This window comes from Maribacter sp. PR1, assembly GCF_028464145.1.
Classification (GTDB): Bacteria; Bacteroidota; Bacteroidia; order Flavobacteriales; family Flavobacteriaceae; genus Maribacter.
The window spans coordinates 160,201-177,692 of sequence record NZ_JAQPCG010000004.1; the positions used below are offsets into that span (position 1 = coordinate 160,201).

General features: G+C 41.5%; 17 protein-coding genes. All 17 read left to right on the plus strand.

Features of this window, described 5'->3' with window-relative positions:
- Position 1 precedes the first annotated feature (1 nt).
- Positions 2-991: a 2-hydroxyacid dehydrogenase gene (locus PP182_RS09645; protein WP_272651034.1), complete on the plus strand. Its 990-nt coding sequence runs from the start codon at positions 2-4 to the stop codon at positions 989-991.
- A 46-nt stretch (positions 992-1,037) separates the two neighbouring features.
- Positions 1,038-1,811, plus strand: a complete 774-nt coding sequence (locus tag PP182_RS09650) for an SDR family oxidoreductase (RefSeq protein WP_272651035.1) — start codon at positions 1,038-1,040, stop codon at positions 1,809-1,811.
- A gap of 24 nt (positions 1,812-1,835) precedes the next feature.
- Positions 1,836-2,666, plus strand: coding sequence for a universal stress protein (locus tag PP182_RS09655; RefSeq protein WP_272651036.1), 831 nt, complete (start codon positions 1,836-1,838; stop codon positions 2,664-2,666).
- Between the two features lie 15 nt (positions 2,667-2,681).
- A complete protein-coding gene (locus tag PP182_RS09660) occupies positions 2,682-3,236 on the plus strand; it encodes a potassium channel family protein (protein WP_272651037.1) in 555 nt (184 codons plus the stop codon).
- A complete protein-coding gene (locus PP182_RS09665; protein ID WP_272651038.1) occupies positions 3,229-4,068 on the plus strand; it encodes an ATP cone domain-containing protein in 840 nt (279 codons plus the stop codon). Before PP182_RS09660 ends, PP182_RS09665 begins: the two co-directional genes overlap by 8 nt.
- 38 nt (positions 4,069-4,106) lie before the next feature.
- A complete protein-coding gene (locus PP182_RS09670) occupies positions 4,107-4,361 on the plus strand; it encodes a hypothetical protein (RefSeq protein ID WP_272651039.1) in 255 nt (84 codons plus the stop codon).
- A 198-nt stretch (positions 4,362-4,559) separates the two neighbouring features.
- Complete coding sequence (locus tag PP182_RS09675) at positions 4,560-5,936, plus strand: MBL fold metallo-hydrolase (RefSeq protein WP_272651040.1); 1,377 nt, start codon at positions 4,560-4,562, stop codon at positions 5,934-5,936.
- A 31-nt stretch (positions 5,937-5,967) separates the two neighbouring features.
- On the plus strand, positions 5,968-7,470 hold the full coding sequence (locus PP182_RS09680) for a thymidine phosphorylase family protein (protein ID WP_272651041.1): 1,503 nt from the start codon (positions 5,968-5,970) through the stop codon (positions 7,468-7,470).
- 3 nt (positions 7,471-7,473) lie between these two features.
- Positions 7,474-8,613, plus strand: coding sequence for a hypothetical protein (locus tag PP182_RS09685; RefSeq protein WP_272651042.1), 1,140 nt, complete (start codon positions 7,474-7,476; stop codon positions 8,611-8,613).
- Positions 8,555-9,448: a ribose-phosphate pyrophosphokinase gene (locus tag PP182_RS09690; RefSeq protein ID WP_272651043.1), complete on the plus strand. Its 894-nt coding sequence runs from the start codon at positions 8,555-8,557 to the stop codon at positions 9,446-9,448. The genes PP182_RS09685 and PP182_RS09690 overlap by 59 nt, the downstream gene beginning before the upstream one ends.
- Positions 9,445-10,095 (plus strand): hypothetical protein, encoded by a 651-nt coding sequence (locus PP182_RS09695; RefSeq protein WP_272651044.1) that lies wholly within the window; start codon positions 9,445-9,447, stop codon positions 10,093-10,095. The genes PP182_RS09690 and PP182_RS09695 overlap by 4 nt, the downstream gene beginning before the upstream one ends.
- 6 nt (positions 10,096-10,101) lie before the next feature.
- On the plus strand, positions 10,102-10,395 hold the full coding sequence (locus PP182_RS09700; protein WP_272651045.1) for a phosphoribosylpyrophosphate synthetase: 294 nt from the start codon (positions 10,102-10,104) through the stop codon (positions 10,393-10,395).
- A 17-nt stretch (positions 10,396-10,412) separates the two neighbouring features.
- Complete coding sequence (locus tag PP182_RS09705; RefSeq protein ID WP_272651046.1) at positions 10,413-12,545, plus strand: copper-translocating P-type ATPase; 2,133 nt, start codon at positions 10,413-10,415, stop codon at positions 12,543-12,545.
- Positions 12,545-13,753 carry an MFS transporter gene (locus PP182_RS09710; RefSeq protein ID WP_272651047.1) on the plus strand — a complete coding sequence of 403 codons (1,209 nt, stop codon included), beginning with the start codon at positions 12,545-12,547 and terminating at the stop codon, positions 13,751-13,753. The genes PP182_RS09705 and PP182_RS09710 overlap by 1 nt, the downstream gene beginning before the upstream one ends.
- A gap of 2 nt (positions 13,754-13,755) precedes the next feature.
- Positions 13,756-14,946: a phospholipase D-like domain-containing protein gene (locus PP182_RS09715; protein ID WP_272651048.1), complete on the plus strand. Its 1,191-nt coding sequence runs from the start codon at positions 13,756-13,758 to the stop codon at positions 14,944-14,946.
- Between the two features lie 138 nt (positions 14,947-15,084).
- Positions 15,085-16,797 carry a GMC oxidoreductase gene (locus PP182_RS09720; protein WP_272651049.1) on the plus strand — a complete coding sequence of 571 codons (1,713 nt, stop codon included), beginning with the start codon at positions 15,085-15,087 and terminating at the stop codon, positions 16,795-16,797.
- A complete protein-coding gene (locus tag PP182_RS09725; RefSeq protein ID WP_272651050.1) occupies positions 16,797-17,444 on the plus strand; it encodes a gluconate 2-dehydrogenase subunit 3 family protein in 648 nt (215 codons plus the stop codon). The genes PP182_RS09720 and PP182_RS09725 overlap by 1 nt, the downstream gene beginning before the upstream one ends.
- Positions 17,445-17,492: the final 48 nt, after the last annotated feature.

The following is a 17,492-nucleotide window of genomic DNA, read 5'->3' on the forward strand; positions in this document are numbered from 1 at the left end:
AATGAAAACAACGGTATTTAGTGCACATAAATTTGAAGAAGCCCATTTAGTATCCGCAAACAATGGCAAGCATGAATTAAAACTACTTGAGCTGCGATTAACTGAAAACACGGCATCCTTGGCAGAGGGGGCCGAGGCTATCAGTCTGTTTACAAGTGATGATGCCTCGGAGAAAGTACTTGAAAAGTTAAGTGCCCTGGGGGTAAAATACATCGCGCTTCGTACGGCAGGTTACAATAACGTAGCCAGGGAAAAAGCGAAAGAATTGGGCATCAAAGTTTCCCGAGTTCCAGCCTACTCCCCCTATGCCATAGCCGAACATACAGTTGCCCTGATATTGGCCTTGAACAGAAAACTGATTAGGGCGCACAATAGGGTACGGGACATGAATTTCTCCTTAAATGGTCTCACTGGTTTTGATCTAAACGGAAAGACGGTTGGCATCATCGGTACCGGTAAAATCGGAGCAATCCTTGTTAAAATCCTTCACGGGTTTGGATGTAAGATACTGGCCCATGACACTTCTGAGGATGTAGGTCTTATAGAAAAGTACGGCGTTCGCTATACCGATTGCGAAACGCTATGTGCCGAATCGGATATCATTAGCCTACATGTTCCCTTGACTTCTGGAACTAAGCATTTAATTGACACGAATCAAATTGGAATGATGAAAAAAGGGGTCATGCTGATCAACACAAGCAGAGGGGGCTTGGTGGATACCAAGGCGGTCATCGAAGGTCTAAAAACAGGTAAAATCGGTTATTTCGGGATGGACGTGTATGAAGAAGAGGAAGGGCTTTTCTTTGAGGACCGTTCGGACGAAATACTACAAGACGATGTCATTGCGCGTTTGATGACCTTCAACAATGTTTTGATAACCAGCCATCAGGCTTTTCTGACCGATACGGCGTTGACAAATATTGCCGAGACCACAATATACAATTTGGATTGTTTTGAGAAAGGAAAAAATTCTGAAAATGAAGTCTCTTAATTGAGAAAAACAAAATATGAATACAATAATTATATAAACTTAAGATATGGATCGAGTAAAAAATAAGGTGGCTATTGTCACAGGAGGTGCCTCCGGCCTAGGAAAATCAAGTGCTATTTTGTTGGCGCGGGAAGGAGCAAAAATAGTTGTAACCGATATCGATGAAGAAAATGGAAATCAGGTAGTTCAACAAATAAAGTATAATGGCGGTGAGGCCATATACATTGAACAAGATGTATCCAAAGAAAATCAATGGGAAATGGTCATCGAAACTACGCTCAAAAAATTTGGAAAGCTACATGTTGTAGCTAATGCCGCAGGTATAGGACTCGGTGGAACGGTAGAAGAAGTTAGTCTTGAAGATTGGAAAAATCTTTTGGATATAAACCTCAACGGCACCTTCTTAGGTACCCAATATGGCATCAAGGGGATGAAAGAGACCGGAGAGGGCGGCTCAATCATTAATTTCTCGTCTATCGAAGGACTTATTGGTGATCCCAATCTACCGGCATACAACGCGAGTAAAGGCGGTGTTACCATATTTACCAAATCTGCAGCGCTCCATTGCGCAAAACAAGGTTACAAGATTCGGGTCAATTCTATTCATCCAGCTTATATCTGGACACCGATGGTAGAAAATTTTCTGAAATCCCAAGGTGATGTGGAAGAAGGCAAAAAACAATTGGAAAGTTTACACCCCGTCGGACATTTGGGAGAACCCGATGACATAGGTTATGGCGTAGTGTATCTGGCCTCTGACGAATCTAAATTCATGACCGGCTCCGAATTGGTTATCGATGGAGGTTATACCGCACAATAAATGTTACACCAAAAATTAGAAAGAATGAGAAATATACTAGTACCAACAGATTTTTCCGAAAACTGCAATAAAGCTGCCAATGTCGGAATAGCGATGGCCAAACTTTTTGATGCCGAAATCCATTTTTTCCATTTGATTCAGACCCCTGTGGATTGGGTAAAGCTGGACAAGCAAAAGGAAAAACGGTATCCTGAAACCTTGAAAAAAATCGGTAGTGCAAAATCCGCTTTACGCGAGCTGGAAAGGAAGGCCGAAAAGGAACATCTGAAATGTCAAACCTTCCTTCAATACCAAGTAGACACCAGGAATATTTTAAAACATTCAGGGCATTTTCATCATGATTTTATCATCACGGGGAGCAGTGGTACAAAAGGTACTGTTAGGGAATTGTTCGGTAGTAACGTTGAGCAAATAGTGCGAAAATCGAATGTTCCGGTAATCGTGGTCAAGGAGGACGAGGTTCACTTGCCGTTTAAGAATATTGTGTTCGTTTCGGATTTTGAAGAGGACGTAAGTGAAGCCTTTAAGCATGTAATCTCCATCGCTGACAAATGTAATGCACATATCCGTCTATTACGAGTCAACACAAAAACGGATACCAATAGTATTGAAGCGGGACTAAATCCCATCAAAACATTTGTTGAAAAGTTCCCAGACCTTAAAAATTATTCCATGTTCGTCAATAACGAACCTTCGGTAGAAACTGGTATCAATACTTTCTTAAACTATGAACCGGCAGACTTAATTGCCATGTGTACCCACGGTAGTACCGGTTTTTTGAGCTTGTTCTCAAAAAGTATCGCCGAGGGTGTGGCCAATCATTCCACACTTCCGGTAATGACGATTAAAATTTAAATAAAGCATATTACAATGTCGGGAAGCTTAAATCAAATAGGAGAAAAACCCTTTTACAAATTATTGTTGGGAAGAACGATTTTACCCCTTGTTAGCATTTTGGGTATTGGCATCTTGTATGTTGCTTTAATGTCAATGGTCGACCATAAATCGTTGCCATTCCACATTATCATTGTTACAGCAGCATTGGGCAAGACCATCGTGATTACGATGACCACTTTAAAACGGTTATCAAAACTGATAAAAATCTGTCATTCGTTGGAGCGGTTGCTATGGGTTTTTGGTTTGATAATCATTATAAGCATTTTTTCTTTTGCAACTGATTATGCCTGCCTTTTCCAATTTAGCCATTCTACATTTGAAGGTATACCCGATTATTCAAATTCGTACTTGTACAATTTGTACCACTTTTTCTACTTCAGCGTGATAACTTTTTCAACGGTGGGCTACGGCGATATAATTCCAACGTCCGATGTAGCTCGGTTCGTTGTTATGCTCGAAATATTCTTAAGTTTTTTCTTGATCGTCTTCGCTTTGGCCAATATTAAAAAAATACACATAAATGGATAAGATAAATATCATAAAGGCAAGTGGCGAGAAAGCACCTTTTGAAATAGAAAAAGTGATACGTTCATTAGAACGGGCGGGTGCCGATAAATTGTTGATCAAAAAGATAGTTCAAGATATTGATAAGGAAGTTCGCGATGGAATGACTACAAAAAAGATATATCAAATGGCCTTTAACATATTAAAGAGAAAATCTAGGGTAAGTGCCTCAAAGTATAAGCTGAAAAAAGCCCTGATGGAGTTAGGCCCATCAGGATACCCCTTTGAAAGGTTCGTTGGTAAGGTATTCGGCCATGAAGGTTATGAAACCAAAGTAGGGATTATTGTTCAAGGCCACTGCGTACAACACGAAATTGATGTAATCGCGAAAAAAGATAATAAACACTTTATGATTGAATGTAAATATCATAGCGATCAAGGCCGATTTTGCAATGTAAAGATTCCGCTATACATCCAATCACGATTTCTGGATGTACAAAAGCAATGGGAAAAACAACAAGGCCATAAAACCAAATTTCATCAAGGTGGTGTTTGTACCAATACCCGTTTCACGAGCGATGCCCTACAATATGGGAACTGTGTCGGATTGATGCTTGTAAGTTGGGATCATCCTAAAGGTCACAGTTTGAAGGAACGAGTAGACAGACTCGGCCTACATCCTTTAACCTCTTTGACCACATTGACCAAAGCTGAAAAATCCAAACTATTGGATGCAGGCATTGTGCTCTGCAAGGAAATTATCGAAAACCCATCGCTATTGGAGCAAATAGATATCCCCAAACAAAGACAAAAAAACATTCTCGAAGATTCAAGGGAATTATGTACAGCACATTAAAATAATTAAACATTTAGTAATCCTAAAAAATAATACAGATGAAAACAAAAGAATTGCAAAAACAGAAGAGTACCGAGTTAGAGCCATTTTACCAAGCAATGGAAGACGATCCAATGTTGCTGGAAGAAGCCTTTGAAATACTATTGGAAATGGTCAATTCAGAACCTAAATCTGCTAAGAAACTAGCCCTTTTGATTAAAGAGGACTTTCACGATTTGTATAAGGAAATAGAAGCATTGTGCAAACCGGACCAAGACAAAGGAAACACACCTTCCTGCTGTGGGGGACTCTAGCAACGGACAAATAAAAGACCTCAACAAATGGTAGTATCCATTGAACAGGTCTATACCCCTGCCAAGGCGCGGGTTAGTGAATGTAGTGATAAGTGAAATTAGTATTAATAAAATGTGATGTTGAGTTTGGAGACAAGCGGTAAAACGATTTTAGGAGATTTACAAGAGTTCGGCAACCAGCATTAACGAATAAAAGTAATGGAAACAGATACGATAAAAATCCATTTTTTAGGTGCGGCGGGAACCGTTACCGGCTCCAAATATCTTCTGGATACAGGGGACAGAAAAATACTTGTGGATTGTGGTCTATTTCAGGGGCTCAAAGAACTACGCCTGAAAAACTGGGAATATCCACCTGTCAACATCAACGAAATTGATGCGGTATTGCTTACCCATGGTCATTTGGACCATACCGGCTATCTGCCAAGGTTGGTAAAGCAAGGTTTTAGGGGACCCATTTATGGCACCTACCCCACTCTGGACATCGCCAAGATTATATTGAACGATAGTGCCAAAATACAGGAACAAGAGGCCGAACGTGCCAATAAGGAAGGGTATTCAAAGCACAGTCCCGCAGAACCGCTGTACGATTTAAAAGATGTTGAAAAGACCATTCCGTATTTCAAGGGAATACCGCCCAACCAGTGGCTTCCCCTGTTAAAGAACGTAAAGGCAAGATTTCAGTATAACGGACATATTCTTGGGGCAACCTATATTGAATTGGATGTGCAGGATAAACGATTTGTCTTTTCAGGGGATATTGGTAGAACGAATGATTTGCTCTTATATCCACCCGTAAAACCAGAACGGGCCGATGTTTTGTTTATGGAATCTACCTATGGCGGCAGGTTCCATCCCGAAGAGAAAGAGGCCATCCCTCTTATAGAAAAATTGGTCAACGACACCCTATCTAGGGGCGGTAGTCTTTTCATCCCAAGTTTTTCGGTTGAACGGGCCCAATTGATGATGTTGATATTCTCGAGGTTGCTGGAGCAAAACAAAATCCCGAAAGTTCCCATGATTATGGATAGTCCAATGGGTGCCAACGTATTGGAACTGTTTCATAGAACTCGGGATTGGCACAGATTGGAAGCCCACGAATGTGACGAAATGTGCTCACACTTTACAGTTGTTAGCAGTTATCGTGAAACAATGGAATTAAGAACAGACAACAAACCAAAAATCGTGATTGCAGGAAGCGGAATGCTCACAGGCGGCAGAATGTTGAACTATCTGGAAACGCAGGCACAAAATCCTGATAACACTTTACTCTTTGTTGGATATCAAGCAGACGGGACCCGTGGAAGAAAATTATTGGAAGGAGAAAAGGTACTAAAGGTCTACGGAAAGACCGTGCCCTTCAAAATGCAAGTAACAGAGATAGAAGGACTTTCGGCCCATGCAGATCATGCCGAACTGCTGGATTGGTTGAGCGATATAGAAGAAAGACCGGAACGGATATTCATAATCCACGGAGAAAAGGAAGGAGCGGAAGCCTTAAAAAAGGGAATTAAGGAAACCTATGGTTGGGAGAGTGAAATTCCCCAACTCTATGGTATCGAAGAGATAAGATAGGTAATGAAAATAGACAAAAATTAACACGGAAATGGAAGAAAAATCGAACATCCTTAAATACAAATCGCTAGGCATTTATACGCAAAATGAAAACGTCGTGTACATGCGGCAAGATTGTCATGTCTGCATTTCAGAAGGTTTCGAAGCATTGACCCGAATACGGGTATCTAACATGAGTACCTCGGTAATTGCAAGCCTCCACATTATTACTTCGGATGTACTTAGGCAGGGCGAAATAGGGTTGTCACAAATAGCAGCAAAAAAACTCAAAGTATCGGAGGGCGAAACGCTATACGTATCCCATTTGGAACCCATAGAATCATTGAGTTCTGTAAGAGCGAAAATTTATAATCAACGACTCGATTACAAAGCCTACAAAGACATCATTACGGATATCATCGAAGGGGATTATTCAAACATCCACCTATCGGCATTTATTACGGCCTGTGCTGGCGACCGAATGGATTTAGATGAAATCTCGGACCTTACCAAGGCGATGATAACCTCGGGAAAACAATTGGATTGGAACAAGGAAATAGTGGTGGACAAACACTGCATCGGAGGCCTACCGGGGAATAGAACAACGCCTATAGTTGTCGCAATTGCTGCCGCATACGGGCTGACAATGCCCAAAACTTCATCACGGGCCATTACTTCGCCAGCGGGTACGGCCGATACCATGGAAGTACTAACGAATGTTACCCTCTCTGGCGAAGAAATCAAACGTGTCGTGGAACAGGAAGGTGGATGTTTGGTGTGGGGCGGTACGGCACAATTAAGTCCAGCGGACGATATTCTCATCAAGGTGGAAAAAGCCTTGGATATTGACAGTGAAGGCCAGCTAATCGCCTCTGTATTGTCCAAAAAAGCAGCCGCAGGTTCTACCCATGTGGTCATCGACATTCCTGTTGGAGAAACGGCCAAGGTGCGCAGCGAAGAGGCCGCGCAAAAACTCAAGGAACATATGGAAGCCGTGGGCGATGCTGTGGGGCTTAAAATAAAGGTGGTCATTACCGATGGCAGCCAGCCCGTGGGAAGGGGTATCGGTCCCAATTTAGAAGCGGTTGATGTTCTAAGTGTTTTGCAGAATAAAGAGGATGCGCCACAAGACCTTAAAGAACGGGCAATATTGTTGGCGGGGCATCTCTTGGAGCTATCCGAAAAAGTGAAGCCCGAAAAAGGTCTTGAAATAGCGAAAGAACTGCTGGAAAGTGGAAAGGCCTACCAAAAATTCGAGGCCATATGCACGGCCCAAGGAAGATTTTCCAAAACCTATGTTGCCCCTTATCAATTTGAGATGCATGCACCTAAACGTGGGACGGTCAAAAAAATAAACAATCGAAAGATTGCAAAACTCGCAAAACTGTCAGGAGCGCCACAATCCAAATCGGCAGGCATTTCGATGAACGTCCGGTTGGGCGATGAGTTAGAAAAAGGAGAGTTGGTGTATATACTCCACGCGGAAACAAATGGGGAACTGAACTATGCCTTGGAATATTATGAGAATCATGATGATATTATCGAAATCGAATAATATATGGTAGATAAAGATAAAATATTAATAATCGGAGGGTACGGTACCGTTGGATCTATTGTCTCGCGACAGCTTGCATTGCAATATCCTTCAAAAATCATCGTCGGAGGCAGAAACAAGGATAAGGCCCAAATGCTTATTGAACAAAATGGACTTAATGCCAAGGCCATATATTTAGATGTTGAGAAAGAAAGATTGAAAGAAGTAGATTTCAATGAAATACATACTGCTGTAAGTTGTATAGAAACCATGAATATTTCCTTTATTCTTGAGTGTCTACAGTTCAATATTAATTATACAGAGGTTGGTGCCTCTTTCAAGGCACACAAACGATTTTTTGAACTATCGGATTACATCGACAATGCCGATTGTTTAGTAATTCCCAGTGTTGGTTTGGTGCCAGGTCTTTCAAATATATTGGCATTCAACGGTGCTAAGCAATTTGCCGAAATAGATGAAATACATACTTATGTGATACTTGGTTTGGGAGAATCACATGGTGTTGATTCCGTTAGGTGGATGCTGGAAAAGGCCAATAGTTCCTTCAAAATAAAGACAAAAAAAGGAAGTGTTGGCGTGAAAGGTTTTACCCACCCTAGATCGACCCGCTTATTGAACGAACAAAGAGAACGGACTTTCTATTTGTTCGATTTCTCGGACCATCACGCCATTCCACTTCTTGTGGATACCAAGGCCATAGATACCCGCATTGGTTTCGATTCAAAGGTGATTACGTATTTGTTCTATCTATTTCAGAAAATCGGTGTTTTGAAATGGTTTAAGAATATAAGTCCAAAAAGATTTAAAAAGGTTCTGGATTTTATCCGCATAGGTTCAGAACGGTTTGGGCTACAAATAGAGATTAATGGAAAAGACAGTCTAGGGATGCAGTACAGTATAAAGTATTTGGCGACAGGAGAAAATGAGGCTCTGGCTACTGCAACGGCTACTTCATACGCCTCTGAACTGATGTACTTGAATAAAACCCAAAAAGGATTGAAACACATTGAGGAAGTTTGTGATTTTGATGAATTGAAGGGCTATCTGGAAAAACATAATGTTAAAATTTTAAATACAAGTGATTATGAAAACGATACTGTTCAGCCTTCCGGGAAACCAGGAACTTACGGCACAACTAGCTAAAAAGATGAACGCCGAAATCGGGGAGTGCAAATTGCGCAAATTTCCTGACGGCGAATCCTATACCCGTATCCTTTCCGATGTGAAAGGCAAATGTGTAGTAATGGTCTGTACCCTTCATGAACCCGATGAAAAACTGTTGCCGCTCTACTTTTTAAGCCATACTGCCAAATCATTAGGCGCTATGTGCACCTGTTTGGTGGCACCCTATTTGGCATATATGCGTCAGGACAAAGTGTTTCACGAGGGGGAAGGGGTTACCTCTTCTTATTTCGGGAAATTGATTTCAGGATTTGCGGATAGCATCACTACTATTGACCCGCATTTGCATAGAATAAGTTCTTTGGGCGAGGTATACGATATTCCAAATAGGGTCATCCGTGCCGCGGATGCCATCTCCAAATACATCAAGGAAAATATACACAATCCTGTACTGATTGGCCCTGATTCCGAAAGCGAGCAATGGGTCTCCGATGTGGCAAAAAAAGCAGGGGTTCCGTTTACCGTATTACAAAAGGTTCGTCATGGCGACAGAGATGTTGAAGTTTCCGTACCCGATGTAGAAAAATATAAAGAATCCACCCCGGTTTTGGTGGATGATATTATATCTACGGCCCGGACTATGATAGAAACCACGGAACATTTGAAAAATGCCGGAATGAAGCCAGCGATATGCATTGGTATCCATGCTGTTTTTTCCGAAAATGCCTATCAAGACCTTTGGGATGCCTATGTAGAGAATATCATTACTTGCAATACAATTCCACATCAATCCAACCGCATTGACCTAAGCGATATTATTGCCAAGGAAGTAACAGAGCTGATGCACCATACATGAAAAGAACCTTTTACATATTAACCGTTTTAATGTCATCCTTTTTAGCGCAGGCACAAGAAGAAATGCTTATCGGCCAACTCGTAGACAGATTGGTAGTAAGGGAAAATTATAACGAAAATGGAGTTTTTCTGAACAAGCAAACCTTTCAGGCGGGAGAGCTAAAAGAATCGAAAGGATATTATGAAATTGAAGTGGTAACCGAGCTTTTTGATAAAAACGGAAAATCCACGGATAAATATTCCACCAACTATCGATGTCGGCCCGAAGCATCGAGTGTTATGGTAATGGCCTTTCCCTTTTCCAATCCCAAATCAAAGGAAACCGAAATCAACACCAACTCCAAGAATTTCAAGGAGCTGTACGATTTGGATGATTTGGAAGATGTTGAACTGGAAATGAGTTTCGATTCAGGATTACTGGACTTCTTTGGCTCCAAAAGCAAGATCAAAATTTATGATCGGATTTTAGAGTCTAAAGGAAATAGTATGAACATTAAATCAAAAATCAATATAAAGGCCTATGCGATAGGCATACGATTCAAACAGCTTGACTATGTTGTAAATGAAAAGTTGAACGATAAAGGATTACTGTCCTACCAGAAATTTACTGAAGAGGACGGTAGCTATTTTACAATGACCTATAAATAAGAAACTATGAAAAGTTACGATACACTTTCCGAAGCGGTACAAGACCTTCAAAGAAGGGGCTATACCTATGATTTCAATCTCAAGCCCCATTGTTTGGAATGTGCTTCCCTAAAACTGGAAATACACCCGGAAGATTTTAAAGTTGATGAGGTACATCGTTTTGAGGGAATGAGCAGTACGGATGACAATAGTATCATGTATGCCATCTCTTCCAAAAATGGAATCAAGGGAACCTTGGTCGATGCCTACGGAGTATATGCCGAGAATATTTCAGAAGAAATGCGAAAAAAATTGATATAACCCTAAAATAAAATCATATGGAAAATCACGAACATCATAAGCACGAAAAAATGAATCACGATAAAACAGATCATTCCAAAATGGACCATTCAAAAATGGACCATTCCAAGAGGAAACACAAAAAAGAAGACCATTCTAAAATGAACCACAAAGGTGGCGGCCATTCGGGTCACAATCCGGGACACGGCCAAATGGGTCACGACCATCATAAAATGATGATTGCTGACTTTAGAAAACGGTTTTGGGTAACGCTTGTGCTTACCATCCCCATATTGTTCTTCTCGCCGATGATTCAAGACTTTTTTGGGTATGAATTTTTACTTCCTGGAAATCCGTATATCCTTTTTGCACTTTCCACTGTAGTATATTTTTATGGTGGTTGGCCATTTTTAAAAGGGTTTTGGTCTGAAGTCAAAAAAGGTGCACCAGGAATGATGACCCTAATTTCTATGGCAATTTCTGTAGCTTATTTTTATAGTACCGCTACCGTTTTTGGTTTAAGAGGTGAAGACTTTTTCTGGGAGCTATCAACACTTATAGCCATAATGTTGCTTGGCCATTGGATAGAAATGAAAAGTGTTTTGGGAGCTTCAAAAGCCTTACAGTTACTGGTAAGTATGATGCCTGCGGAAGCGCACAGGGTAAAAGGCGACACCATAGAAGACATTCCTCTGAAAGATTTACTAAAGGATGATGTGATTTTGGTAAAACCAGGTGAAAAAGTTCCTGCTGATGGGATTATTGTAGACGGTTCAAGCTACCTAAATGAATCTATGCTCACTGGCGAATCTAAACCTGTAAAAAAAGATGAAGGCGATAAGGTTATTGGTGGTTCTGTAAATGGCAATAGTACCTTAAAAGTAAAGGTTGAACATACTGGAAAAGACAGCTACCTCAACAAAGTCATCAAGATGGTCGAGGAAGCACAAAAAACCAAATCCAAGATGCAAAACCTATCAGATAGGGCGGCAAAATGGTTAACGTACATTGCTTTGGCTATTGGTTTTGGTACGTTGGCAGTATGGTTGATTTTAGGCTTTCCATTTGTTTATGCTTTAGAAAGAATGGTTACCGTTATGGTCATTGCTTGTCCACACGCATTGGGTCTTGCCATTCCCCTTGTGGTTGCGATTTCTACGGCAGTATCTGCTCAAAATGGATTGCTTATCCGAAATAGAACTGCGTTTGAAGAGTCCAGAAAAATTTCAGCTTTGCTTTTTGATAAAACAGGAACACTAACCAAAGGTGATTTTGGTGTCACTCGAATCGAGTCTGTTAACGAGACTTATTCAACAGAGGAAATTTTAAGACTTTCAAGTGCATTGGAACAAAGTTCTGAACATCCAATAGCTGTTGGGATTATCAAAAAAGTAAAAGAAGACAACATTACCATTCCGAAACCAGAAAATTTTAATGCGATTACTGGTAAAGGTGTAGAGGCAAATGTTGAAGGCAAACAAGTTAAGGTAGTAAGTCCTGGTTATTTAAGGGATGAAAAAATAGATATCCCAAAAGACGCCTATAGTGATGCTGCGGAAACTGTGGTATTTGTATTAATTGATGGGAAACTAGCAGGTTACATTGCGCTTGCTGATGAAATAAGACCAGAATCTGCTGAAGCCATCAAAATATTCAAAAAGAATAATATTAAAGTTTTGATGGCTACCGGGGATAATGAAAAAACTGCCAAGGCCGTAAGTGATAAACTTGGACTGGACGGTTATTATGCCGAAGTTTTGCCCCACCAAAAAGTTGAAATCGTAGAAGAACTACAAGGTAAGGAAGAGTTTGTAGCTATGACGGGCGACGGGGTCAACGATGCCCCTGCATTGGCAAAGGCAAATGTTGGTATTGCGGTGGGATCCGGAACTGATGTTGCCGCCGAGACCGCCGATATTATTTTGGTCAACAGTAACCCACAGGATATCGCTAACCTAATTTTATTTGGGAAGGCCACCTATAACAAGATGATCCAGAACCTGATTTGGGCTACCGGTTATAATGTTGTTGCCATCCCGTTGGCTGCCGGAGTGTTGTATTCTTCTGGGTTTGTTTTAGGACCGGCCGTTGGAGCGGTGTTTATGAGTTTGAGTACGATTATAGTAGCTATTAATGCGCAATTATTGAAGCGGAAAATCGGGAAAAAATAATGAACAAAAAAGAAAAGCTCAACAGGATATTTTTGGTTTTGTTGAGCCTATTTGTGGTAATGTTGGGGTATGGTATTCTGCTACCCATTCTTCCCTATTATACGGAAAGATTGGCGTTGGAGGATAATCTGGATCTCGCCCTAATCAATTTCCACATAGGAATGTTGACCAGTATTTACCCACTTTTCCAGCTTATTTTTGTGATTGTATGGGGTAGACTTTCTGATAAATATGGTCGTAAGCCCATAATTCTGGTTGGGCTTATCGGGTTTATAACAATGAACCTATTGACCGGTCTGGCAACTTCGCTCACCATGTTGTATGTAGCCCGTATAATCGGAGGAATATTTACCTCTTCGGTAATTCCCGTCAGCAATGCCTATCTAAGTGATATAACCTCGGAAAAGCGTAGGACCAAGATAATGGCGTGGTCAGGGGTCGCAATCAGTTCGGGTGTTATCTTTGGCCCTGTTTTGGGGGGGCTGTTATCACAGACCAACGTGCACTTGAAATATTCTTTTGGCGTATTTCATTTTGACCGATTTTCGGTTCCATTTTTCTTTGCTTCCATATTAGGGTTAATCATATTATTCATAATTATGAAATGGTTGAAGAACACGGCAATAATGACCAAGATCAGAGAAAAAACGATAAAATTTAATTTTACTTTTAGTAATTATTTTATCATACTGTTGCTGCTATCCTTTGTAATGCAATTTGTTGTGACCCTGTTTGAAACCGTATTTTCAATCTATGGCAAGGATGAATTAGCGTTCAATAGTAGTCAAGTCGGTATTGGCTTTATGCTTTGCGGTTCAGTGATGGCAGTCTTACAGCCTGTTTTTGCTACTTATGGGGAAAAGATAATGACCTCGAAACAGCAAATCACGTTAGGCTTAGTGATTACCGGACTTTCACTTATTGTATTCCCTTTTTTGCGCAATGAGCTATCTGTATATGGTATGATAATAATATTTGCCAGTGGTGGTGCGATGGTAACCCCAAATCTGCTTTCAGCCGTCTCTTTGTTATCTAAGGAAGATACGGGAAGAAACATTTCCATACAAAGCTCAACGAACAGTATCGGACAGATTTTGGGGCCCGTATTGGGAACTTGGTTGCTTGCAGGTGGCTTTTATTATCCTTTTATAATTGCAGGATTAGTCGTTTTAGTTGCAATAGGATTGGTTTATTATTTAAGGAAATAGTGATGATACAGAAATCAGCAGAAGATAATACCAAAAAAGTATTGCACGTTATGGACCATAATGAAGACTATATCGAGTTGGTGCATTCGGGCGAAGATTATTTTTATAGGTTGGAAAAAACAATTGAAAAGGCGCAAGAGGAAATACATTTACAAACCTACATTTTTGAAAACGATAGTACGGGAAATCGCATAGCTACTCTACTGAAGGAAGCCGCCAAACGAAAAGTCAAAGTGTATGTCTTACTGGATGCCTATGGCTGTGCTGCGCTTCCAGATAGTTATGCCCATGATTTGGTACAACATGGTATTTCACTACGTTTTTTCTCCCCTTTGTTCTCTTGGAACAATTTTTATCTCGGTAGGCGTATGCATCACAAAGTAGTCGTTGCCGACGGAAAAACAGCACTCATCGGGGGAATCAATATTGCCGACAAATACCACGGCACAACTGAATCGGAGCCTTGGCTAGATTATGCCGTGCAGTTGTATTGTCCGGCCGCAGAAGATTTACAGAAACTGTGTAGGGATTATTTTTTTAAACAAAGTAGCTCAAAAAAAATAAAGCCTGTCTTGCATTTGGTGGAAAAAGCAAGGGTTGGAATCTTACAGAACGACTGGCTTAAAAGTAAAACTGAAGTCTGCGATGCCTATACTAATGCCATTCTCCATGCCGAAAAAGAGATAGTAATCGTAGGCTCGTATTTTTTGCCTGGAAGCATAATAGCAAAGGCATTGAAAAAAGCCTGTAAAAGAGGAATAAAGACAACGGTAATCTTAGCGGGCATTAGCGATGTGCCGTTGGTACGTAGGGCAACCGAACATTTGTATTCCTCTTTTTTAAACCACCATATGAGGATATATGAGTGGAACAAATCCGTAGTGCATGGTAAAGCCTCCGTGGTAGATAAAAAATGGTCCACCGTAGGCTCATTTAACCTGAACAGTCTTAGTTGCTACGGTAGTATTGAAATGAACGTGGAAATTCACTCCGTAGAATTTGCCGAAAACCTTCGCGCTGACTTTGAAAAGGTTATCAGCGAGTGTAGCGAAATTACAAAGGAGAGTCTCAAACAAAGAGCAGGTATATTCAACAGGTTGGCAAATTGGGTTTCCTATCAAATGGTTCGTACGGCGATGCTTTTACTCACCTTTCTTCCCCATTTAAGGTTTTTGAAAGACTACAGGTTATAGAATATTGATAAATGGTTATAAGAACTATGGTGCCCGATTAGAAAACTAAATGCTAAAAGATGATAAAAATGTGAACACAAAGTCATTTATACATTTTAAGATAGCGAAAGAATGAATGGCTTTTTAAAAGATTTGACAATGAAAAAATTCTATTACAACGAAGAACAGCAATCCTATGATGCGATTGTTGTGGGAACCGGCATCAGCGGTGGCTGGGCCGCCAAAGAACTTTGTGAGAACGGCCTTAAGACCTTGGTTCTTGAGCGTGGAAGGATGGTACGCCATATCGAGGACTATCCGACTGCCTATAAAGATCCATGGGACTTACCGAACGGAGGGAAACCAACCCAGGAAGATTTAAAAAAACAACCAAAGCAAAATAGGACCGGGTACACGACCAATGCGGCCAGTGCCCTGTGGTTCGTGAACGATTTGGAACACCCCTACAACGAAATCAAACGTTTTGACTGGATGCGTGGCTACCATGTGGGTGGGCGTTCTATCATGTGGGGGCGACATAGTTACCGCTGGAGCGATATCGATTTTACCGCCAACCAGCGAGAGGGAATCGCAGTGGATTGGCCTGTTAGATATAAAGATATTGCCCCTTGGTACGATAAAGTAGAGACCTATATCGGCGTGTCGGGGGAAAATCTTGGGTTGAAACAATTACCCGATGGCCAGTTTTTACCGATGATGGAACTAAATTGTGTCGAACAACGTTTTCGGGAAAAGGTAAGCGAGAATTTCGATGGCCGTGTGGTCACGGCAGGAAGGGTCGCCAATATCACGGGAACCAAGAAATTCGAGGGACGGCAGCATTGCATGTTCAGAAATCGCTGTATTAGGGGTTGCCCATTCGGGGCGTATTTTAGCAGCAATTCATCTACTTTGCCCGCTGCCGAACGCACCGGAAATATGACATTGAGACCAGATTCCATCGTACATCAGATAATATACGGTCCGGATACGAAACGGGCAACCGGAGTTAAGGTCATCGATAGGGTCTCCAAGGAAGCCTACGAATTCAAGGCCAAGGTAATTTTCTTATGCGCCTCGGCCATTGCCTCAACCTCTATATTAATGCAATCGAGATCCGATCGCTTCCCAAACGGGATGGGCAACGACTCAGATCAATTGGGAAGAAATATCATGGATCACCATCTCGGTGTCGGGGCACAAGGAAAGTTCGACGGCTTCGAGGATAGATACTATAAAGGAAGAAAACCTAATGGCATCTATATTCCGCGTTTTAGAAATCTGGGCGACAATACCAACAGAAACGATTACAAAAGGGGCTTTGGCTACCAGGGCGGTGGCGGAAGGGGCAACTGGGAAGACTTGATCGCGGAACTATCTTTTGGCAAGGAACTCAAGGAGGCCGTTCTAAAACCGGGAGGTTGGTCCATGGGCCTTGGGGGCTTCGGTGAAGTGCTCCCATATGAAGACAACAGAATGACCTTGGACTATGATAAATTGGACGGCTGGGGGCTGCCCACGGTAACCTTCGATGCCGAATTCAAGGCGAATGAATGGGCCATGCGCAAAGACATGAAAGAATCCGCCGTTGAAATGCTCCAGAAGGCAGGTTTTCGCAACGTAGAACCTTATGACACCCCCGGGGCACTGGGTCTTGGCATTCATGAAATGGGTACGGCCCGGATGGGCAGGGACCCTAGGACTTCTGTCCTTAATGGAAACAATCAAATTCATGACGTTCCCAATGTATACGTAACCGACGGGGCTTTTATGACCTCTGCCAGTTGTGTAAACCCATCATTGACCTACATGGCCTTTACGGCGAGAGCTGCCGATCATGCAGCGCAAGAACTTAAAAAAGGAAATATCTAATGGAAAGAAGAAAAGCATTGAAGAACATGGGGCTGTCTCTTGGTTATATTGTGGCAACCCCGACATTGATGGGCATTGCCCAAAGCTGTAAAAATGAAAGTGCAACTACATGGACACCGAAATTTTTTACAAAGGAAGAAGGTACGGTTATTACTCACTTGGTGGACATTATTCTTCCAAAGACCGATACACCGTCGGCCTCTGAGGTAAAAACACACCTATTTATCGACAAATTTTTCGATGAGGCCATGGAGAAGAATCAGCAGGATTTCGTTAAAATGTCAATGGGCCGTTTTATGGACAAAGCTTTAAAGGATTCTGGCAAGGATAGGGCATTTGACCTCACTCCCGAGGATTTAAAGCCGGTCTTGGCCTCGTCATTAAAGGTATCCAAAGAACAGGAGGCCAAAAATTTTGAAACGATAAACTCGTATCAAGAATCGGTTGCCCATGGTAACATTGCTAATCTGGATGACATTGTTGCCCGATTTGGCTTTGCGAACAATCTTCGTGGGCTGACTATCTGGGGCTATAAAATCTCTGAATATATGGGTGAGGAAGTACTGGCCTATCTCCCTATTCCGGCAGAATATATTTCATGTGAGGCTACACAAAAACTTACTGGAGGTAAAGCATGGTCATTATAATTAATCGACCTGTTCCAAAACAGTCTCTAAACGATTTGTAATTTTTAA